19 protein-coding genes are annotated in these 21038 nt (G+C 74.3%); 5 read left to right on the top strand and 14 right to left on the bottom strand.

Annotated elements, in window-relative coordinates; translation table 11 throughout:
- Positions 1-18: 18 nt before the first annotated feature.
- From ACGH52_RS04815 to ACGH52_RS04805, 3 genes are all read left to right on the top strand, one after another.
- Complete coding sequence (locus ACGH52_RS04815; protein WP_210975493.1) at positions 19-720, top strand: ribonuclease H; 702 nt, start codon at positions 19-21, stop codon at positions 718-720.
- Between the two features lie 108 nt (positions 721-828).
- The gene (locus ACGH52_RS04810) at positions 829-2094 is read left to right on the top strand and encodes an FAD-dependent monooxygenase (RefSeq protein WP_399937817.1); all 1266 of its coding nucleotides are present in this window, start codon (positions 829-831) and stop codon (positions 2092-2094) included.
- A 12-nt stretch (positions 2095-2106) separates the two neighbouring features.
- A complete protein-coding gene (locus ACGH52_RS04805) occupies positions 2107-3090 on the top strand; it encodes an aldo/keto reductase (protein WP_076972994.1) in 984 nt (327 codons plus the stop codon).
- Positions 3091-3117: 27 nt separating this feature from the next.
- On the opposite strand, the gene ACGH52_RS04800 is transcribed toward ACGH52_RS04805, so the two are convergent.
- A complete protein-coding gene (locus tag ACGH52_RS04800) occupies positions 3118-3462 on the bottom strand; it encodes a hypothetical protein (protein ID WP_121701662.1) in 345 nt (114 codons plus the stop codon).
- A 156-nt stretch (positions 3463-3618) separates the two neighbouring features.
- Here ACGH52_RS04800 and ACGH52_RS04795 point away from each other — a divergent pair, with 156 nt between their 5' ends.
- Positions 3619-4128, top strand: a complete 510-nt coding sequence (locus ACGH52_RS04795; protein WP_121701663.1) for a DUF6328 family protein — start codon at positions 3619-3621, stop codon at positions 4126-4128.
- 57 nt (positions 4129-4185) lie between these two features.
- Here the strand turns inward: ACGH52_RS04795 and ACGH52_RS04790 are convergent, their stop codons facing one another.
- The 10 genes from ACGH52_RS04790 to ACGH52_RS04745 form a co-directional block, all read right to left on the bottom strand.
- The gene (locus ACGH52_RS04790; RefSeq protein WP_059297272.1) at positions 4186-4614 is read right to left on the bottom strand and encodes an SsgA family sporulation/cell division regulator; all 429 of its coding nucleotides are present in this window, start codon (positions 4612-4614) and stop codon (positions 4186-4188) included.
- Positions 4615-4709: 95 nt separating this feature from the next.
- Positions 4710-5687: an LLM class F420-dependent oxidoreductase gene (locus tag ACGH52_RS04785; RefSeq protein ID WP_059297271.1), complete on the bottom strand. Its 978-nt coding sequence runs from the start codon at positions 5685-5687 to the stop codon at positions 4710-4712.
- 57 nt (positions 5688-5744) lie between these two features.
- A complete protein-coding gene (locus ACGH52_RS04780) occupies positions 5745-7343 on the bottom strand; it encodes a protein kinase (protein WP_399937812.1) in 1599 nt (532 codons plus the stop codon).
- A 140-nt stretch (positions 7344-7483) separates the two neighbouring features.
- The gene (locus ACGH52_RS04775; RefSeq protein WP_399937809.1) at positions 7484-8443 is read right to left on the bottom strand and encodes a threonine/serine dehydratase; all 960 of its coding nucleotides are present in this window, start codon (positions 8441-8443) and stop codon (positions 7484-7486) included.
- A gap of 109 nt (positions 8444-8552) precedes the next feature.
- Positions 8553-9230, bottom strand: a complete 678-nt coding sequence (locus ACGH52_RS04770) for an AIM24 family protein (RefSeq protein WP_059297268.1) — start codon at positions 9228-9230, stop codon at positions 8553-8555.
- 11 nt (positions 9231-9241) lie between these two features.
- The gene (locus ACGH52_RS04765) at positions 9242-10546 is read right to left on the bottom strand and encodes a CAP domain-containing protein (protein WP_399937806.1); all 1305 of its coding nucleotides are present in this window, start codon (positions 10544-10546) and stop codon (positions 9242-9244) included.
- A gap of 85 nt (positions 10547-10631) precedes the next feature.
- A complete protein-coding gene (locus ACGH52_RS04760; RefSeq protein WP_399937803.1) occupies positions 10632-13598 on the bottom strand; it encodes an AAA family ATPase in 2967 nt (988 codons plus the stop codon).
- A gap of 66 nt (positions 13599-13664) precedes the next feature.
- The gene (locus ACGH52_RS04755; protein ID WP_121703914.1) at positions 13665-14018 is read right to left on the bottom strand and encodes a UBP-type zinc finger domain-containing protein; all 354 of its coding nucleotides are present in this window, start codon (positions 14016-14018) and stop codon (positions 13665-13667) included.
- The gene (locus ACGH52_RS04750) at positions 14015-15508 is read right to left on the bottom strand and encodes an ATP-binding protein (RefSeq protein ID WP_399937800.1); all 1494 of its coding nucleotides are present in this window, start codon (positions 15506-15508) and stop codon (positions 14015-14017) included. Before ACGH52_RS04750 ends, ACGH52_RS04755 begins: the two co-directional genes overlap by 4 nt.
- Entirely contained in the window at positions 15505-17181 is a 1677-nt protein-coding gene (locus ACGH52_RS04745; RefSeq protein ID WP_399937797.1) for an FAD-dependent oxidoreductase, read from the bottom strand. Before ACGH52_RS04745 ends, ACGH52_RS04750 begins: the two co-directional genes overlap by 4 nt.
- Positions 17182-17394: 213 nt before the next feature.
- Here ACGH52_RS04745 and ACGH52_RS04740 point away from each other — a divergent pair, with 213 nt between their 5' ends.
- Positions 17395-18267 carry a universal stress protein gene (locus ACGH52_RS04740; RefSeq protein ID WP_059297262.1) on the top strand — a complete coding sequence of 291 codons (873 nt, stop codon included), beginning with the start codon at positions 17395-17397 and terminating at the stop codon, positions 18265-18267.
- Positions 18268-18283: 16 nt separating this feature from the next.
- On the opposite strand, the gene ACGH52_RS04735 is transcribed toward ACGH52_RS04740, so the two are convergent.
- The 3 genes from ACGH52_RS04735 to ACGH52_RS04725 all read right to left on the bottom strand — a co-directional run bounded on the left by ACGH52_RS04735 (position 18284) and on the right by ACGH52_RS04725 (position 20978).
- Positions 18284-19516 carry a DUF4032 domain-containing protein gene (locus tag ACGH52_RS04735; protein WP_076972983.1) on the bottom strand — a complete coding sequence of 411 codons (1233 nt, stop codon included), beginning with the start codon at positions 19514-19516 and terminating at the stop codon, positions 18284-18286.
- A gap of 9 nt (positions 19517-19525) precedes the next feature.
- A complete protein-coding gene (locus tag ACGH52_RS04730; protein WP_210975501.1) occupies positions 19526-20272 on the bottom strand; it encodes an MBL fold metallo-hydrolase in 747 nt (248 codons plus the stop codon).
- Between the two features lie 76 nt (positions 20273-20348).
- Complete coding sequence (locus ACGH52_RS04725; RefSeq protein WP_076972981.1) at positions 20349-20978, bottom strand: alpha-ketoglutarate-dependent dioxygenase AlkB; 630 nt, start codon at positions 20976-20978, stop codon at positions 20349-20351.
- Positions 20979-21038: the final 60 nt, after the last annotated feature.

Below are 21038 nucleotides of genomic sequence, written 5' to 3'. Positions count from 1 at the left end.
ACCCCGCCGGGCCATGGCATGATCGGACGCATGCGTGAACGTGCAGTGGCCGCGTGCGACGGGGCTTCGAAGGGAAACCCGGGCCCGGCCGGCTGGGCCTGGGTGCTGGCCGACGCGTCGGAGACCCCGGTCCGCTGGGAGGCCGGCCCGCTCGGCAGGACCACCAACAACGTCGCCGAACTCACGGCGTTGGAGCGACTGCTGGCGTCGACCGACCCCGCGGTACCGCTCGAGGTCCGCATGGACTCGCAGTACGCCATGAAGGCCGTCACCACCTGGCTGCCCGGCTGGAAGCGCAACGGCTGGAAGACCGCCGCGGGCAAGCCGGTCGCCAACCAGGAGCTGGTCGTGCGCATCGACGAGCTGCTCGACGGCCGCTCGGTCGAGTTCCGTTACGTACCCGCCCACCAGGTCGACGGCGACCGGCTCAACGACTTCGCCGACCGCGCGGCCAGTCAGGCGGCCGTGGTCCAGGAGGCCGCGGGCAGCGGTCTGGGTTCGCCGGAGCCGCCACCCGCACCGGACGTTCCGGCGGCCCGCAAGGCGCCGCGCCGGGCGCCGGGCGCGGCCCGCAAGAGCGGTGGCTCCTCGGCGCGCACCATCAAGGCGAAGTTCGCCGGGCGCTGCCTGTGCGGCCGCTCGTACGCGGCCGGCGAGCCCATCGCCAAGAACGACCAGGGCTGGGGCCACCCGGAGTGCCGCACGGCGGCCGCCGGGTAAACGCGCCGCCCGACACACCGCGCCCGCCCACGGCCGCGCGGCACCGGCCCACGGCTCCTCCCTTGTTACTCTGCGGTCCCGAATGACCGTTTTGAGTGCATACCAGGGGTGTGTGTGAAGGTCGCCTGCGTCGGCGGTGGGCCCGCCGGACTGTATCTGTCGATCCTGCTGAAGCGGCGGGACCCGACCCACGACGTCACCGTCCACGAGCGCGACCCGGAGGGCTCCACCTACGGCTGGGGCGTCACCTACTGGCGCGGACTGCTCGACCGGCTCCAGGAGCACGACCCCGAGTCCGCGCGCGCCGTCGAGGAGCACTCCGTGCGCTGGCGGGACGGCGTCGCCCATGTCGGCGACCGGGCCGCCCGCCACCACGGTGACGAGGGCTTCGGCATCGGCCGCCACCGGCTCCTCGCGATCCTCGCGGCCCGCGCCCGCGAGCTGGGCGTACGCCTGGAGTACGAGCACCCGGTCACCGGCGCCAACCCGCCCGCCGCCGACCTGGTGGTGGCGGCCGACGGGGCGGGCAGCGCCCTGCGCAACCGGCACGCCGACCACTTCGGCACCGAGATCACCGGCGGCCGCAACCACTATGTGTGGCTCGGCACCACCAAGGTCTTCGACGCCTTCACCTTCGCCTTCGTCGAGACCGGCCACGGCTGGATCTGGGCGTACGGCTACGGCTTCGGCCCCGAGGGCAGCACCTGTGTCGTCGAGTGCGCGCCCGAGACCTGGACCGGACTCGGCCTGGACCGGGCCGGCGAGGCCGAGGGCCTGGCCCTGCTGGAGAAGCTCTTCGCCGACGTGCTGGACGGACACCCGCTCGCCGCGCGGTCCTCCGGCCGGGCCGGGGCCCCGTGGCGCACCTTCCGCACCCTCACCAACCGCACCTGGTCCCGGGGCAACCTCGTGCTGCTCGGCGACGCCGCCCACACCACGCACTACTCCGTCGGCGCGGGCACCACGCTCGCCCTGGAGGACGCCATGACCCTGTCGGCGGCGCTGCACGAGCGGTCCACCCTCCCGGACGCCCTCGCCCACTACGAACGCGCACGCCGGGCGGCCCTGCTGCCGGTGCAGAGCGCGGCCCGGTTCAGCGCCCAGTGGTACGAGAACCTGCCCCGCTACATCCATCTGCCACCGCAGGAGATGTTCGCCCTGCTCGGCCAGCGCCACTCGCCGCTGCTGCCGTACCTCCCGCCCCGCCTGTACTACCGGGTCGACCGGGCGGCCGGGCGGCTGGAGACGCTGCGCCGGCTCAAACGCCGACTGGGGCCCACGATCGCGCGCACCGCCCAGGCGCGCAGGCTCGCCACCCAAGAGGAACCGGGCCGCTCCCGGCGTCCCGACGCGGTGCCCGCGCACCGCGGATGACACACTGACGCCATGGACGAGCGCACTTTCGGCAGGTCGGATCAGCACGCCTCGGTCGTCGGCCTCGGCACCTGGCAACTGGGCGCCGACTGGGGAGACGTGGACGACAAGGAGGCCCTCGCGGTACTGGAGGCGGCGGCCGAGTCGGGGGTGACCTTCTTCGACACGGCGGACGTCTACGGCGACGGCCGCAGCGAGCAGACCATCGCGACCTTCCTCGCGAGCAGGCCCGACCTGCACGTGCTGGTCGCCACCAAGATGGGGCGCCGGGTCGACCAGATCCCGCAGAACTACGTCCTGGACAACTTCCGCGAGTGGAACGACCGCTCCCGCCGCAACCTCGGCGTCGACCGCCTGGACCTGGTGCAGCTGCACTGCCCGCCGACGCCCGTCTACTCCAGCGACGAGGTGTACGACGCCCTGGACACCCTGGTCGAGGAGGAGCGCGTCGCCGCGTACGGCGTCAGCGTGGAGACCTGCGAGGAGGCGCTCACCGCGATCGCCCGGCCGAACGTGGCCAGCGTCCAGATCATCCTCAACCCGTTCCGCATGAAGCCCCTGCGCGAGGTGCTCCCCGCGGCCCGGGAGGCGGGCGTCGGCGTCATCGCCCGGGTGCCGCTGGCGTCCGGCCTGCTGACCGGCAAGTACACGAAGGACACGGTCTTCGCCGCCAACGACCACCGGAACTTCAACCGGCACGGCGAGGCCTTCGACCAGGGCGAGACCTTCTCCGGCGTCGACTTCGCCACCGGGGTCGCGGCCGCCGCCGAGTTCGCCGCGCTCGCCCCCGAGGGGTACACCCCGGCCCAGCTGGCGCTGCGCTGGATCGTCCAGCAGCCCGGCGTGACGACCGTGATCCCGGGCGCGCGTTCGCCCGAGCAGGCCCGCGCCAACACGGACGCCGCCCGGTTGCCGGAACTGTCCGAGGACACCCTCGCCGCGATCCGCGACCTCTACGACCGCCGCGTCAAGGACCAGGTCGAGGGCCGCTGGTAGGCGGCCGACGGGTGACGGACCCCGGCCTCAGGGCACCAGGAGCAACTGCCTCTCCCGCTCCTGGTCGCCCGAGGCCGCTCCGTCGTCCCGCGCGGTGAAGGCGCGGGCCAGCGTCTCGCTCGCCGCCTCCACGGCCTGCGGTGTGCCCTGCACGGTGACCGTCACCGGCGCCGACAGCGTCGCGCCCGCTGCCGGAGCGGAGGCCGCCCGCGGGGCGCCCGGGGAGTCGAAGGTCGCGGTACGCACCGTCGCCCCCTCGTCCGCGGGCAGATCGCCGGGAGCCCCGAAGACGCCCTCCAGTGCGCGGACGATCGCCCGCGCGTCGTCGATACCGCCGCCGTCGAACGTCACGGTGAGCTGAGTGTCGGACATCCTTCGCACTTCCTTTGCCGCGCCTCGGTCGGTCCCGGCCCGTGTAACCGTCCACCGATCACCCAAACCGGGCGTCGCCCTCGCGGACCCGCGCCTGAGGACGGGGATCGCGGGAAGAGGGAAGGGGACGCAGACGACGGTCAACGGGAGGAAGACGTGACGCACTCGGACTCGGAAGCGGCTGAGGGACAGGTCCGGCGCAGGGGCCGCAACGAGACCGAGGAGGAGCGGGCGGACCGGATGTGGACGGAGCTGATCCAAGAGGTCCGCGTCGCGCAGATGGGCGTGCAGATCCTGTTCGGCTTCCTGCTGACGGTGGTGTTCCAGCCGAAGTACGACAGCCTCTCGGACACCGACCAGACGATCTACCTGATCACGGTGGTCCTCGGCGCCGTGACGACCGGCGCCCTGATCGGCCCGGTGTCCCTGCACCGCCTGGTCTCCGGACGGCGGGTGAAGCCCCAGGCCGTGCGGTGGGCGTCCCGGCTGACCGTGCTCGGCCTGGTGCTGCTGCTCGCCACCACGGCCTGCTCGCTGCTGCTGATCCTGCGGGTCGCGACCCACGACGGCTGGGTGCCCTACATCGTCACCGGCGTGGTGCTCTGGTACCTGCTGTGCTGGTTCGGGATCCCGCTGTGGACCCGGCACCGCCACACGGCCCGCTGAGCGTCCGCGGTCCGTCGTTCCGCGGGTGCTCGGCGGGCCGCCGTCAGCCCCGCGCCGTCAGCCCTCCGCCGTCAGCGCGGCGAGGAAGTCGTCGACGCACACGCGTTCCCGGCCCGGCCGGACCACCGTGTGCGTCTCGCGCAGGAAGGCCTCCACGGCCGCGGCCCACACGAACACCACGGCGCGGTGGCGGCCCCCGTCGCCCCGGTCGTCGCCCAGCAGCTCGATGCGCAGCTCGTCCCACATGCCCCGGGACTCCGGCCGCAGCCGCACGTCTCCCACGCCCACCGGACGGGTGAGCCCCTCGGCGACCATCTCCCGGTCCAGCGCCCAGCGGGCGAGCACCCGGCCGTCGTGGCTGAAGACCACGGTCAGGGCGAACGGGTCGGCCGCTTCATACCCTAGGTGGGCGAGCACGGGGAACCGTTCGGCGGTGTCGCCCGCCTGGAGCTGCACGACCAGGGTCTTGTGCACGGCGGTGTTCACGGGGGCCTCCAGGAGGACGGACGTAGAGCCACCGAGTACCCCGCGCACAGCGGCAAGATGCTCGGTCATCCGGGTGATTCGCCCGTCCCGGCGCCTCAGTCGCGGCCGAACTCCTCGCGGAGCACAGGCAGCAGGGTCTTCTCCGACCAGTCCAGGAAGGCGGATTGCGACTCGCCGCCGATCTGCACCAGGGCGATCTCGGTGAACCCGGCCTCGACATAGGGGCGGACGGCCGCCACGAAGGCGTCCGGGTCGTCGCCGCAGGGGATGGACTCGGCGACGTCGTCGGGCGTCACGAACTGGGTGGCCGCCTCGAAGGAGTCCGGATGCGGGAGTTCGGAGTTGACCTTCCAGCCGCTGCCGAACCACCGGAACTGCGCGTGGGCCCGCTTGATCGCCGTGTCCCGGTCGGGGTCGTAGGAGACGGGGAGTTGGCCCACACGCGGCTTGCCCGATCCGCCGTGCCGGTCGAAGGACTCCAGCAGACCCGCCTTCGGCTCGGTGGCGATCACCAGGTCGGCGGACTCGCCCGCCAGCTTGCAGGAACGCTCGCCGGAGACGGCGATGCCGATGGGCGGCGCGCTCTCCGGCAGGTCCCACAGCCGGGCCGACTCCACGTCGAAGTGCGTGCCGCGGTGGTTGACGTGGCCGCCCGCGAACAGTCCCCGGATGATCTCCACGGCCTCCTGGAGCATCTCATGCCGTACGTCGACGGACGGCCAGCCGCCGCCCACCACGTGCTCGTTGAGGTTCTCGCCCGAGCCGAGCCCCAGCCGGAACCGGCCCTCGGACAGCAACTGCAGCGTCGCCGCCTTCTGGGCGACCACCGCCGGGTGGTACCGGAACGTCGGGCACGTCACGTACGTCATCAGCGGGATGCGGGAGGTCGCCTGCGCCGCGGCGCCCAGCACGCTCCACGCGTACGGCGCGTGGCCCTGGGAGCGCAGCCAGGGGAAGTAGTGGTCCGAGGTCACCGAGAAGTCGAACCCCACCTCCTCGGCCCGCACCAGATGGCCGACGAGTTCCCGCGGGCCGGCCTGCTCGGTCATCATCGTGTATCCGATGTGTGCCATGGCGGCCGAGTCCCCGTCCGGCCCGAGGGAAAACAGGTGGAAACGGGGCGGAAGGGTTCAGGGCGCCTCCTCCCGGAAGGTTCTGAGGAAGGCGGCGAGCGCCCGCTCGTTCGCGGTGTCGTCCCAGTCGCCCGCCGGAGTCGTCCAGCGCAGCGAGAAGCTGCGCCCTCCGCCGAGCAGGAAGCCGCGTCCGAAGGTGCGGACCCGGGAGCCGTCGTCCCCGGCCACCCACTCCATGTCGGCCGCCGCACGCCCCCGGTAGGTGGTCGCGCGGATCTCGCCGATCCGCCGGTAGCCGTCCGAGCGTGCGAGGCCCGGTTCGACGTCGTCGCGCCAGACGGCCACCGGATCCGCGCCCGCGCTCCTGCCGTGGGTGACGGCCAGGGTGCGCGGGTCGCCGGACGCGCCGAAGACCACCCGGTACGCGCCCCCCGGCACCCGGGAGGTGTCCAGTCGCCGCCAGTCGCCGGGAAGGGCGACGGAGAAGCCCTCCGGCGCCTCGTAGCGGCGGAACCCGGCCGGAACGGGGACATCCGGCCGTGACGGTGAGGCGCTGGGGCCCGGACCGTCGGCGGGGGAGGACGGCGGGGCGGAGCCGGTGGGCGGGGCGGCGGGCGACGAGGGGCGCTGCCGGGCGCCCGTGGCGTCGTCGCGCGTGCCCGGGGGCCCGTCGGTGACGGTGAGGACGGCGAGGACGGCGACCGTGACCGTCACCAGGGCCAGGGCCGTCCCGGCCGTCCTGGCCCGCCGCGACCGGCCGCGGCCCGCCTGGCGGGCCGCGGTGTACACACCGCGCAGCCCGGGCCGGGTGGTCACCTCGGGCACGGTGGGGCCGGGTTCCTCCGTCAGGGCCCGGGTGAGGGCCGCGCGCACCACCGGACGGGTCAGCCGCTCCCGGCAGTCCTTGCGCAGCAGCCCCTGCACGGCCCGGGTCAGCGGACCGGCACGCACCGGCGTGCGCAGCGGCAGCCGGTCCACGCCCTTCAGCGTGGCCTCGGGACGGCCCCGGTCCCGGAACGGCGGACGGCCCTCGACCATCGTGTAGAGGATCGCGCCCAGCGTCCACAGGTCGGCCGCGGGCCCGATCCGCTCGTCGCGGGCCTGCTCGGGAGAGGCGTACGCGGGCGCGGTCAGCCGCGGGGCGAGGGTGGCGCCGGCCAGCCCGAAGCCGGTGACGACGACGGAGCCCCCCTCGCGCACGAACACCTGCCCGGGGCTCAGCTCGCCGTGCGTCACGCCGTGCGTGTGCGCCGCCTCCAGCACCGCCAGCAGCTCCAGCCCGACACGCGCGGCCCGGGCGTAGCTGAACGCGCCCCGGCGGTCGAGGAGGTCACCGAGCGGAACACCGGCGACCCATTCGGTCACCGTCCACAGCATGCCGTCCGCGACCACCGCGTCGAGCACCGCGGCGATCCGCCCGGGGCACAGCGAGGCCATGGTCTCGCCGGTGCGGATCACCCGGCCCGGAGCCCGGCGGACAGCCTCACCGGCCTGTGCCTGTGGCAGCGCGATCCGGGTGACCAGGCACGGGCGGCCCGTCGTGGCGTCCTCCCCTGACCAGCAGACCCGGTTCGTCTCGCGCTGGACGACCTCGAACAGGCGGTAGCGCCCGGCGACCAGCCCGGGTGGGGAGACGTGCGCCCTGACCATGGCCATCCCTCGTTCGCACCGCCGGTTCTCTGCTCGACCAGAGGTACGTCGAAGGGACGGGGGTGCGTTCAGCGAACGCGCCCGGCGGCCCCGTTTCTGACCCTTCTTCAAGAGCGGGGCGCGCCGGGGCCGCATCCGGCCCGGCGTCAGCGCAGTCCGAAACGGTCCGCCCACGCCGCCATGTCGGCCACCGTGGCATTGCCCCCGCACACCACGAGCCCGATCCGGGCGTCACCGCCCACCCGCTCCACCACCTGCCGGGCCGCCGGGAGCAGACAGCCGGCGGCGGGCTCGGTCCACACCTTGGCGTGCTCGGCGAGCGCCAGCGAACCCCGCACCGCCTCCCGGTCCGGCACCACGAGCACCTCGGTGACCAGCTCCGACACATGGTCGTACGTCAGCTGGGAGACGGCCGGCGCGCTGAGCGTGGTGACGACCGAGGACAGGGGCACCGCGAGCGGCCCGCCGGCGGCGAGAGCCTGGGACATGGCCTCGGCGCCCTCGGTCTCCACGCCCCAGACCCGCACCCCGGGCCGCAGCGCCCGCAGTGCCGCCGCCACGCCCGCGATCAGCCCGCCGCCGCCGATGCTCACCAGCACGTCGGTGAGTTCCGGGGCGTCCTCGGCGAACTCCAGTCCCACGGTGCCCTGCCCCGCGATCACCACGGGGTCGTCGAAGGGGTGGACCAGGGTCAGCCCCTCCTCACGGAGCCGGGCGACGAGCGCGAAGGCGCTGTCCATGCCGTCGGTGAGCCGCACCACCGCGCCCGCCTCCTCCGCGATCTCCACGGAACGGGCCGGTGCCGTACGCGGCATGACCACCGTGGCCTTCACGTCGAGGGCGGCGGCCATCACCGCCACCGCGATGCCGTGGTTGCCGCCGCTGACCGCGACGACACCGGCGGCCCGCTCGGCCTCGGTCAGCGACAGCAGCTTCGCCGTGGCACCGCGCGCCTTGAACGAGCCGGTGCGCTGGAGCAGTTCCAGCTTCGCGGTGACCGGGACGCCGAGCAGCGCGGACAGCCCCGGGCTGGGCACGGTCGGGGTGCGTACGACATGTCCGGCGATCCGCTCGGCCGCGGCTTCGATCTCCGTGATCCCGATCAAGGCAGTCTTCCTTCCGGCGCGGGCGGTGATCCGCGGCCCTTCGCACCCTTTCGCGCGACGCCTCCAAGGTCAACACGGATTCCGGGGTCCGGAGGAAGGCAGGAGAGGGTCAGTGCTGCTGCGTCTTCTGCGGCGTCGCCTCACTCGGCCGTACGACGACGAAGCCCTCGCCCTGGAGCAGCAGCTGGACCGCCTCGCCCGAACCGCCGCGCAGCATCGAGCCGATCGACTGCGAACGGTGCAGGGAGGTAGAGAGTCCCGCGGACCAGCCGACGATCGCGTCCGTGTCGACGTAGACCGGGTACTGGTGCGACACCGGGATGACCAGCGGATTGCCCTCGCACACCAGGCCCAGCCTGCCCTGCCCGGTGAAGACGCTGTTGAACAGGCCGCCACCGGCGATGCCCGAGCCCTTGACGGTGGCGATGCGGTAGGACAACGACGCGTCGAAGCACAGGACGTTGCGGCCGTTGACGGTGAACTCGTCACCCGGCTCCACCTCGACGATGAAACAGTTCTGCGCCTCGTTCGCGAACCAGGCCTCGCCCTGTCCGCGCACCGCCATCAGCGGCAGCCCCTCGCCGGTGACCGCGCGCTTGAGCATGCCGCCCACGCCCTGGCCCTTGCGCTCGAACTGGAGGTCGCCCCGGTAGGCGATCATCGCGCCCTGCCGGGCGAGCATCTCGCCGTTCACCGCGTATCGGATGCATTTGGAGTTCTCGACGGTCATGCCCGGCGCGGTGGCGGGCTGCACCATGTGCTCGCTGGAAAAGAGGTCACCCTTCATGCCCTCATCCTTCAGCCGCCGAGGAGTTGCGTCCAGTAGGTGCCCGCCCGGCCGCCGCCGGCCAGGCCCACACCGATGTGGGTGAAGTCGGCCTTGAGGATGTTGGCCCGGTGCCCCGGGCTGTTCATCCAGCCCTCGACCACGTCGGCGGGGGAGCGCTGGCCGCAGGCGATGTTCTCGCCGACCGTGCGCCGGGCGGCGCCCGCGGCGGCGGCCCGGTCCCAGGGCTTGCCGCCGTCCGGATCGGTGTGGGAGTAGAAGTCGCGGGCCACCATGTCCGCGCTGTGCGCCTGCGCCGCGACGGTCAGCCGGGCGTCGACGGCCAGGGCGGGCAGTCCCGCCCCGGCCCGCTCCCGGTTGGTGAGGTCGACGACCTCCGCCGTCGTACGGACCAGGCCGTCCGGGGTGAGCGGCACCGCCCACACCGCCGTCCAGTACGTGTCGCCCGAGGGCCCGCCGGTGACGTGCGCCCACCCGGCGTGTGTGAAGCGGCCGTCGTGCAGCGTGCGCCGGGTGCGCTCGGTGCCGAGGCAGTACGCGACGAACTCGGCGGGCGTGCGCGGGCCCGAGACCAGGTGCTCGCCGACGGTGAGGTACGCGAACCCGGCCGAGACGACGCGCTGGTGGACCGAGACGCCGTCCCGCGTCTCGACGCTCAGGGTGCCCGCGGCGGCCATGGCGGCGGCGTGCGCCCGGGCCGCGCCGAGCAGCCGGGAGTCGGCCCGCACGGAGGGCGAACCAGCCGCACCGCGAGCGGAGTTGACCAGCTCCAGGAAACCGTCGGACTCGGCACCGGACGTGGCCGGTCCCGGCCCCGCGGCGGACGTCGGCGGCGCCTCGTCGGTCACCTCCACGCCGAAGTCCCGGGCGAGTCCGGCGAGTCCGTCCGCGTACCCCTGGCCCAGGGCGCGCACCTTCCAGTCCTCGCCGCGCCGGTAGAACTCCACGAGCAGCAGCACGGTCTCCCGTCCGGGACGCGCCGGGGTGAACCGGGCGACGGCCCGGCCGCGGGCGTCGGTGACGAGGACGGTGGGGGAGGGGAGCGCGCTCAGGGCGGTGCCGGGGTCCGAGGGGCTGACCGCCACCGTCACCCGGGTGGCGCCCGGCCGCAGCCGCGCCGGATCGACGGTGAGTGTGTCCTCCCGCAGCCGTGCGCCGGGTGCCTGCGGCTGGTTGTAGAAGACGAAGTCCTCGTCGCCCGCGACCTTGCCGCCGTCGTCCGTGACGAGCGCCGACACGTCGAAGCCGCCGGGCACCCGTACGCTCACGGGGCCGCCCGGCAGAGGGACGTTGCCCCCGGGGACCAAGTCGCTCATCGTGCCGCCCTGTGTCGTGGTGCGCGCTCCGGGTACCGGTGCCGGGTCAACGTCCGCCCGGCGGCGGGGGTTCCCGGCGCCCGCCTCAGCGCGGCGACGACGGCTCCGGGGCGACCAGGCCCTGCCGGTGGGCGACCGCGACCGCCTCCGTGCGGCTCGCCGCGTTCAGCTTGGCGAGGATGTTGGACACGTGGACGCTCGCCGTCTTGGCGCTGATGAACAGCTCCTCCCCGATCCGGCGGTTGCTGTGCCCCAGGGCCAGCAGCCGCAGGACGTCCTGTTCGCGGGCGGTCAGCGCCGCGGCGCCCGCGGCGGCCGCCGCCGGGCCTCCCGTGAGCCGGCCGCGGCGGGCCAGGTCGTCGAGCCGCTCGCGCAGCACCGTCGCGCCGAGCCGGTCGGCCTCCCGGCGTACGGCGTCGGCCTCGGCGGCCGCCTCCTCGCGGCGGTCGGCGGCCAGCAGGGCCTCGGCCAGCCGCAGCCTGCACCGCGCGCGTTCATAGGAGTCGCCGTACGTGAAGGCGGCCACCGCCTTCTCCCACGCCGCCGGGTCCGGCGCGGCGTCGGCGATCCGGGACCACTCGGCCTCCGCGCGCGCCAGCCACGCCTGGCCCTCCGGACCCTGCGGGACGTCGTCGTAGCCGTGTCCGGCGGACCAGCGGGCGTCGGCCAGCAGTTCGGCCGCCGTGTCCGACCAGCGGGCCACCCCGGCGTCGTCCCCGGCCCGGCGCAGCTCGGTCACGGTGTCGGCGACGGCGGACAGCGCGAGGGTGGCGAGGCGGAGGGTCACGGTGGGCCGCGTGCCCGCTTCGGTGAGCGTCTCGACGCTGGACCGCATCCACCGCACGGCGTCCTCCGCGTCCCCGCGCAGTGCCGCCGCGTCGGTCAGCACGATCCCCGCGACCATCCGCGCCATCCAGTCGAACGGCCCGCTCAACAGGGCGCGGGCCCGGTCGGCCACCCCCGAGTCACCGCGCGCCAGCGCCACGTACAGCCCCGGCCCGAGGGCATGACCGTCCACGGCCGACCGCTCCCCGGCGTCCTCGGCGGACTCGCGCAGCACCTCGTCCCAGTGGCCCAGGGTGTAGCGCACCAGCAGCCGCAGATACCGCATCTCCCGCGGGTACGGCGAGGACAGCAGCCCGGAGCGGCGGGCCCGCTCCAGTCCCTCCGACGCCCAGGGCAGGCACTCCTCCAGGTCGCCGGCCTCGAAGCAGCCGATGGCGAGGTTGAACAGCGCCCGCAGCTCCACCGGCGCGTTGCCCGCCCGGCGCGCCAGCGCGCGTGCCTCCAGGAGCCGCTCCCGGCCCGCGGGGGTGGCGCGGTTGTGGCCCTCCAGGCTCGTCAGGGAGATCAGCAGATCGGCGCGGGCGTCGATGACCTCCAGCTCCTCGGCGGCCTCCAGCGCCCGGCGGGCCACCCGCAGCGCCGTCTCGTTCTCACCGACCTGGCGGGCCGCCGTCACATGCGTGGCCGCCGCCCACACCCACGTCGAGGAGGGCGGCTCGGCGGGTATCAGACCGAGCGCCTCGCTGCTGTAGGCGTACGCGGACTCCAGGTTGTCGACGCTCAGCAGATTGCCGGCCAGGGTGTAGCGGACGCGTGCGGCCAGCTCCAGGTCCGCGTCCTGGCCGAGGCCGGCCAGCGCGGAGCGGGTGAGGGAGACCGCGCGGTGCAGTTCACCGGCGTGCACGGCGGCCGCCGAGGCGCGCAGCGTGAGCGTCACCGCGTCGGGCCCGGCGGGACGCGCGGCGGCGTCGACCGCCGTCCACAGGTCGAGCGCCGCCTCGACGTGCCGCAGCTCCTCGGCCGGCGCGCCGACCCGCTGGGCGTGGTCGGCGGCCTCCAGGGACGCGGCGAGCGCCTCGGGCAGGTCGTGGCTCTCGCGGTAGTGGTGCGCGCGTTCGGCCGCGTGGTCCGACCGGCGGTCGGGACCGGCGAGCAGCCGGGCGAACGCGCCGTGCAGGCGGGCTCGTTCACCGGGCAGCAGATCGGCGTAGACCGCCTCCCGGGCGAGGGCGTGCCGGAAGGAGTAGGTGCCCCCGTCGCCGGAGACCAGCAACTGCCGCTCCACCGCCTCGCGCAGCGCCGATTCCAGCTCCTCCTCGGGCAGCCCGACGGCGTCCCGCAGCAGGTCGTGCCCCACCCGGCGGCCCGCCACGGCGGCGGTGCGCAGCACCTGCTGGGCGGTCTCGGACAGCTGCTCGAACCGGATGAGCAGGACGTCGGCCAGCCCGCTGGGGACGCCCCCGGCCGGCGCGTCCGTCGCGGCGACCAGCTCCTCGGCGTAGAAGGCGTTGCCCTCGGCCCGTTCCACGATCCGGCGCACGGTGGTGTCCGGCAGCCGCCGCTGCCGCAGCGAGCGCACCAGCCGGGCCACGTCGGCGTCCGGCAGCGGACGCAGCTCCAGCCGCTCCACGCCGGGCAGGCGCACCAGCTCAGCCAGCAGCGGGCGCAGCGGATGGCGGCGGTGCAGGTCGTCCGCCCGGTAGGAGGCGAACAGCGCGAGCCGGTGGCCGGGCGCCCCGCCCGCCGGGCGCTGCAGGACGCCCCGGCCGAGCAGGAACCTCAGCAGGTCCCGGGAGGACTGGTCGGCCCAGTGCAGGTCCTCCAGGACCAGCAGCAGCGGTGCGACGTCCGCCAGGTCGGTCAGCAGGGCGGCCACGCCCTCGAAGAGCCTGAGCCGCGAGGGCGCGGCGTCGGTCCCGTCGTCCGGGCCGCCGCCGAGCAGCCGGTCGGCCACCGGATGCCCGGCCAGCACGGCGGCGAACCGCTCGTCGGCGGCGAGCAGGCCCAGGATCTCGGTGAACGGCAGATACGGCAGACCCACGTCGCCCAGGTCCACGCAGTGACCGGTGAGCACGGTCGTCCCGGCCGCCGCGGCCCGCCCGGCTACCTCGTCCAGGGTCCGGGTCTTGCCGACTCCGGCGTCCCCGGCGACGAGGACCGCGCGGGCCTCACCGGCGCGGGCGCGCTCCAGCACGCCGGTGAGACGCGCGAGTTCGTCCTCGCGGCCGACGAGTGGGCTGGTGAGTGAGGTCTGCACGCCGCCCATCCTGACACGCGGGTCCGACAGCGGGCCTCCCCGTTTCCCGGCCCGGCCGCCGCTCCCGCGGCCGGGTCAGCGGTGCAGCGTGCCGGCCCAGTCCGCCGGGACCCGGCCCGCCGGGCCGGGCGACGGCTGGCCGGCCGGGTGGCTGCCGGGCGGGGCGAGCTCGGGGCCCGCCTCGCGCACCTCGTTGGTCGCGTAGTCCCAGTACCAGTCCTCGCCCGGCTCGAAGCTCTGCACCACCGGATGCCCGGTGGACCGGTAGTGGGCGGTCGCGTGCTGTCCCGGTGAGCTGTCGCAGCAGCCGACGTGGCCGCAGCTCGCGCACCGCCGCAGGTGGAACCACCAGCCGCCGGCCGCGTCGCAATCGGCGCAGCCGGTGCCGCTCGGCGGGACGGTGGGGTCGATTCCGGTGTCGCTGGTCATACCGGCTCCTCGGTCGGATCGGCTGGCTCGGTCGGATCGGTCTGATCGGTCGGATCGGTTTCCGTGGCGGTGAGCGGCAGGAGCACCTGGAACCGGGTGTCCCCGGGCACGGACTCGACCTGGAGGCTGCCGTGGTGCTTGTCGACCACGATGCGCCAGGAGATGTCCAGACCGAGTCCGGTGCCCTCGCCCACCGGCTTGGTGGTGAAGAACGGGTCGAAGACGCGCTCCCGGATCTCCGGGGCGATCCCGGTGCCGGTGTCCCGGAACTCCACCAGCAGCCGGTCGTGGTGGAGCGACGTCCGCACGGTCAGCGTGCCCTCGCCGCCCGCGCCGTTCATCGCGGCGACCGCGTTGTCGATCAGGTTGGTCCACACCTGGTTCAGCTCCGCCGGGTACGCCGGGACCCGGGGCACCGTGCGGTCGTACTCCTTGACGACCTCGATCCGCGGGCCGATCTTCCCGGAGAGCATCAGCAGGGTGCTGTCGAGGAGTTCGTGGACGTCGACCGTGCGGTGCGGCGCCCGGTCCAGCTGCGCGTACTGCTTGGCCGCGTCCACCAGGTGCGAGATGCGGGCGGTGGAGTCCGCGATCTCGTTCATCAGCAGCTCGGTCTCGACCGTGTAGTTGAGCCAGCCGACCGCTCCCGGCAGGATCTCCGCGTCCACGGCCGCCGCGACCTGCTCCAGCCACTCGGTGTCCAGACCGGCCTGCACGAAGGTCGGTGCGAGCTGCCAGCCGTGCTCGATGCCGTGGTCCTCCAGCCAGTCGCCGAGTTCGTCCTCCCGGTCCGCGGCCTCCAGCGGGCTGAGCGAGGGCGCCTTGGCCACCCGTTCCGCCGTGCGCTCCTGGATCTCGATGAGGCCCGCGAGCGCCTCGCGGGAGAACGGCCCCTCGGCGATCACGGCGAGCTTGTGCCGCATCTTCGCCACCCGCTCCCGCAGCGACGAGGTGGCCCGCACCGCGGCCGCCGCCGGGTTGTTCAGCTCGTGGGTGAGACCCGCGGACAGCGAGCCCAGCGCCAGCAGCCGCTCGCGCTGGCCGATGGCGCGCTGGGTGTTCTTGGACCCGAAGAACAAGCCCTCCAACAGGTGCACCGCCATCGGGAACCACTCCCGCATGACGGCCGCGAAGGTGTCCGCCGGGAGCACGAAGAACCGCGTCGGCTCGGTGACCCGCATCGAGTTGTTGTAGACCTGCGGCACCCGGTCGCCGACGTACGCCTGCATCGCGCCCGCGTACACCCCGGGCTGCGAGGTGCGGTTGGTCTCCACGTCGTCCCCGCCGACCCGGCGGGACAGCACGACCGTCCCCTCCAGCATCACGTAGAAGCAGGTGGCGTCCTCGCCCTCCGCGTACACGGGGCCCGGGTCGAACAGCTCCACCCGGCCCTCGGCGCACAGTCTGCCCAACTGCTCGGGCGTCAGCTTCTCGAACAGGAACAGCTTCCCGATCTCCTCGGGGCTGCACGGCACCGGCCGCCCGCTCACGACTGCTCCAGGTACCGGTGGACGAGCATCACGGCCATGGCTCCCTCTCCGACGGCGGACGCGACCCGCTTGGCGGACTCCGCGCGGGCGTCGCCCGCCACGAACACGCCCGGGACGCTGGTCTCCAGGTGGTACGGCGGCCGGTCCAGCTCCCAGTCGGCCGGTGGCCGTCCGTCGGGGGTGAGGTCGGGCCCGGCGAGGATGAACCCGCGCTCGTCCCGCAGCACCGTGCCGTCCAGCCAGTCGGTCAGCGGGGCCGCGCCGATGAACACGAACAGCCACTGCGCGTCGACGACTTCGGTGGCGCCGTCGATCGCGTCGCGCAGGGTGAGCCGCTCCAGGTGGCCGTCGCCGTGCACGCCCTCGACGACGGTGCCGCAGCGCACGTGGATGTTGGGCGTCTCCTCGATCTGCTGGATCAGGTAGTACGACATCGACGCCGCCAGGGACTCGCCACGCACCAGCAGGGTCACGGACTTGGCACCCCGGGCCAGGTACATCGCGGCCTGCCCGGCCGAGTTGGCGCCGCCGACGACGTACACGTCGTGGCCCTGGCAGGAGGCCGCCTCGGTCAGCGCCGAGCCGTAGAACACCCCGCAGCCGGCCAGGTCCTCGGTGCCCGGCGCGGTCAGCTGCCGGTAGGACACGCCGGTCGCCAGGATGACGCTGTGCGCGGCGATCTGCGAGCCGTCCGAGAACCGGACGACCCGCGCCGCGCCGTTCGCCTCCAGGCCGGTCACCTCGCGCGCGGTGAGGATCTCGGCGCCGAACCTCGCCGCCTGCCGCCGGGCCCGCTCGGTGAGCTGGCCGCCGGAGACGCCGTCGGGGAAGCCCAGGTAGTTCTCGATGCGCGAGCTCTGCCCGGCCTGACCTCCGGTCGCCGACCGCTCCACCAGCACCGTCCGCAGCCCCTCCGAGGCCCCGTACACGGCCGCGCCGAGCCCCGCCGGGCCGCCGCCGATCACCACCAGGTCGTAGAAGTCGGCCGTCGGCGTGGTCGCCAGGCCCACCCGCGCGGCCAGGTCGGGCGCCTCCGGCTCCACCAGCGGGGTCCCGTCCGGCGTGATCACCACCGGCAGCCGCTGCCCGTCCTGCCCGGCCGCCGACAGCAGCCGCCGCCCCTCCGGCTCGTCCGAGGAGTACCAGCGGTAGGGCACCTGGTTGCGGGCCAGGAACTCCCGGACCTCCGAGGACCGCGCCGACCAGCGGTGTCCGACGACCTTGGTGCTGGGCACCGGACGGTGGTCGCCGGTCCGCCAGGCCTGGAGCAGGTCGTCCAGGACCGGATAGAGCTTCTCCTCGGGCGGGTCCCAGGGCTTGAGCAGGTAGTGGTCCAGGTCGACGACGTTGATCGCGTCGATCGCCGCGTTGGTGTCCGCGTAGGCCGTCAGCAGCACCCGCCGGGCGCCCGGATACACGTCCAGGGCCTGTTCGAGGAACTCGATGCCGTTCATCTGCGGCATCCGGTAGTCGGCCAGGATCACGGCCACCAGGTCGCCGCGCAGCTTCAGTTCGCGCAGTGCGCCGAGCGCCGACTCGCCGGACTCCGCGCGCACGATCCGGTACGTGGCGCCGTAGCGCCGCCGCAGATCGCGGGCGACGGCGCGGGAGACCCCCGGATCGTCGTCCACGGTCATGATGACGGTCCGCGTCTCCCCGTCGGCCTGTGCCATACGTCCCCCACGTCGAGCGGCCGGATTCACGGCCCGGCGTCCCCGTCACCGCACCGGCCTGCGGCCATCGTATGTTCGATCGCCGGTCCTCGCTCGGGCGGCCGGGGGAGAGACCACCGGCGTGCGTCCGCCGCCCCCGTGCGGGCCGTGCGGGCGGCTTGGGGAAGACTGGGCCGTGAGAACGACGTTCCCGCGACCCAGGGAGGGACCCGCATGACGCGCCCGATCACGGCAGGCTCGGACGGTTCGGAGGAGAGCCTGGCCGCACTGGCCTGGGCGGCGAGGGAGGCGGTCCGCCGCCGCGCCCCGCTGCACGTCGTGCACGCCTGGCGGTTCCAGGGGCAGGGCGTGGCGGACTCGGTGGACCGGGACACGCAGGAGGGCTGGGCGCGCGACGCCCTCTCCCAGGCGGTCGGGACGGTCACCGAACGGCACCCCGACCTCACGGTGACCACCGACGTCCGCGAGGGCGACGCCGTCGCGGCCCTGCTCGCCGCCGCGGCCGACGCCGAGACGCTGGTCCTCGGCTCGCGCGGGCACGGCGCGGTCGTCGGCTTCCTGCTCGGCTCGGTCGGCCAGCAGGTGATCGCCGAGGCCACCCGGCCGGTCGTCCTCGTGCGGGCCGGTGACGAGGCCGCCGCCGAGGCCGCGGGCCGCGAGGTGGTCGTGGGCCAGCAGGGCGAGCCGGAGGACAGCGCCGACGTCATCGGGTTCGCCTTCGAGGCGGCCGCCGCCCGCGGCGCCACCGTGCGCGCCGTGCGGGCGTGGACCCTGCCGACCGTCTTCACCTACAGCCCCGGCTCGATGGCGCTGGCCGACGAGGCCGGGGGCCTGGAGCAGTACGAGCGCAAGGCGCTCGGCGAGGCGCTCGCCCCGTGGCGCGAGCGCTTCCCCGACGTGCCGGTGGTCGAGCACGTGGAGATGGGCAGCGCGGGCCAGGTGCTGCTGTCGGTGTCCGCGAACGCCCAGCTGGTGGTCGTCGGCCGCCGCGCCCGCCGTACGGCCGTCGGCGCCCGGATCGGCTCGGTGGCGCACGGCGTGCTGCACCACGCGGAGTGCCCGGTGGCGGTGGTCCCGCACACCTGAGCCTCGGCCGCGCCGCTCAGTCCGCCGTGGGCTGGAGGGTCTCCCGGGCCCTGGGCAGGATGTTGACGAGGTAGTCCTCGACGGCCGTGTCCAGGCCGATGTCGTGCTGGGCCCGCTCGGACAGGTACCAGCGGTGCTCCAGCAGCTCGTGGTAGATCTCCGCCGGGTCCATCGCGCCGCGCAGCTCCACCGGCACGGCGCGCACGGTGGGCCGGAAGACCTCGCGCACCCAGCGGTGGGCGAGGACCTCCGGGCGGGCACCGAGGGGGTCGCCCGGGGCGTAGTCGTCCTGGGTGGCCATCCAGCTCTCCAGGTCGTTCAGCAGCCGCCTGGCCTGGTTCTCCTCGGCGTCCAGGCCGGTCAGGCGCAGCAGTTGGCGCTGGTGGTGACCGGCGTCGACGACCTTGGGCACGAAGGTGACGGTGTCGCCGTTGGAGGCGTGCTCGATCTGCATCTCGGCCACGTCGAAACCGAGGTCGTTCAGGCGCCGGATCCGGCGCTCGATGTAGTGGTACTTGCCCGCCGGATAGACGGAGGTGCGGGTCAGCTCCTCCCACAGGCTCCGGTAGCGGGCGCAGATCTCGGTGCCGAAGTCGACCGGGTCGACGGAGGGGTGCAGCGCCCCGGAGGCCTCCAGGTCGAGCAGTTCCCCGCTGATGTTCACCCGGGCCAGGTCGAGGTCGTAGTCGCGCTGGCCGTCGCTGAGCCGCGGGTGCAGTTCCCCGGTCTCGGCGTCGACCAGGTAGGCGGCGTACGCGCCCGCGTCGCGCCGGAAGAGCGTGTTGGACAGCGAGCAGTCCCCCCAGGCGAACCCGGCCAGGTGCAGCCGGACCAGCAGCACCGCCAGGGCGTCCATCAGCCGGTGCATGGTCGCCGGGCGCAGCGTCGTCTCGAACATCGACCGGTACGGCTGCGAACCGCCCAGGTGCCGGGTGACCAGCACCGGTTCCAGCGCCTCACCGGCGGCGTCGGAGCGGCCGGTGACCACGGCCAGCGCGTCCACCGCCGGGATGGCGAGCCGGTCCAGGTCGCGCAGCAGCTGGTACTCGCGCAGCGCGGGCCGCTCGGCCAGCTCCTTGACGGCGATCACCTCGTCCCCGGCGCGCGCGTAGCGGACCACGTGCCGGGAGATGCCGCGGGGCAGGGGCACGAGGTACTCCTCGGGCCACTGCTCCAGCGGCAGCTGCCAGGGCAGTTCGAGCAGGAGCGCGGGGTGCTCCGGATTGGTGGCGCTGATCTGCAAGGCCATGCCCCGACTCTAGAACGCCCGTTCCCGGGCCCGGTCCGCGGCGTCCTTCACCGGCCCGCGGTGGACGGGACCGTGCCCCGGCAGCAGGAGGTCGCCCGCCAGCCCGGCGATGACGTCGAGCGAGGCGGTCGCGCGCGTCCGGTCGTGGTGGAAGAGGTCGGGCAGCAGCTGCGGTCCCTCGGTGCGGGAGAGGGCGTGCCCGCTCACCAGCGCGTCACCGGAGATCACCACCCCGGCGTCGGGGAGGTGGTAGACGCAGTGGCCGTCGGTGTGCCCGGGGGTGTGCACCGGCACGGGCCGGCCGGGCAGGTCGAGGGCACCGTCCGCCGGGAAGGGCGCGGGAGCGGTCACCGGGTGCTGTCGGGTGCCGCCGGTGCGCAGCACGTGCACCGCCCACGGCAGGACGCCCGGCCGCCAGGCGTTGCGCAGCACCGTGCCGACCGACACCTGCTGGAGGAAGTCGCGCCGGGCGTGGGGCACCTCGGCCTCGTGCAGGAGGACGGGGGTGCCGTGGGTGGCGCGCAGGTACTCGGCGGAGCCCAGGTGGTCGTTGTGGGCGTGCGTGATCAGGACGGCCGCCACCGCCTCGGGCGAACTGCCGACCGCGGCCAGGGAGTCGAGCAGTGCCCGGCGGTCGCCGGGGTAGCCGGTGTCGACGAGGGTCACCGCGTCGCCGTCGGTGAGGAGCACCCAGTTGGTGTGGCCGCCGTGCACCAGGTAGGTGCCGTCGGCCACGTGCCGTACGTCCGCGCTCATGGTCTCCCGCGTTCCGGATCGGATGTCCCCGCTCGGGACAGCCAAGCAGATACACGGGGCGGGCGGTCGCCGACCCTCAGCGCACGCCGTGCGGACGGAACTGGACGCTGATGCGCGGACCGGCGGCGCGGGTGCTCTTGGGGACGCAGTGCTCCCAGGTGCGCTGGCAGGAGCCGCCCATCACGATCAGGTCGCCGTGGCCCAGCGGGCGGCGCACGGTCTGCCCGCCGCCGCCCGCCGGGCGCAGCAGCAGGTCCCGGGGCGCGCCCACCGAGAGGATGGCGACCATCGTGTCCCGGCGCGCGCCGCGTCCGATCCGGTCACCGTGCCACGCCACGCTGTCCCGGCCGTCGCGGTAGTGGCACAGGCCCGCGGTGGTGAAGGGCTCGCCCAGCTCCCCGGCGTAGTGGGCCGACAGCGCGTCGCGCGCCTCGGCCAGCAGGGGGTCGGGCAGCGGGTCGGAGGCGCCGTAGAACGCCAGCAGCCGGGGCACGTCGACGACGCGCTCGTACATCTCCCGCCGCTCCGCGCGCCAGGGGACCTCGGCGGCCAGCCGCTCGAACAGCGCGTCGGCGCCGCTCAGCCACCCGGGGAGCAGGTCGATCCAGGCTCCGGAGCCCAGGTGGGTGCGGCGCAGTCCGTCGAGCGGGCCCAGCCGGACCTCGTCGGCCTGGTCGAAGAGCGAGCCCTGGAGGTGCGTGGTCATGGGACCAGCGTACTCCTTGTTCGAAAATATGTTCTAACCACGTCGTGGCCGTCCCCGCGT

This window comes from Streptomyces sp. BBFR25 (assembly GCF_044590125.1).
Classification (GTDB): Bacteria; Actinomycetota; Actinomycetes; order Streptomycetales; family Streptomycetaceae; genus Streptomyces; species Streptomyces canus_D.
The sequence above is the reverse complement of the archived record's forward strand: the minus strand, read 5'-3'. Positions and strand labels throughout refer to the sequence as shown.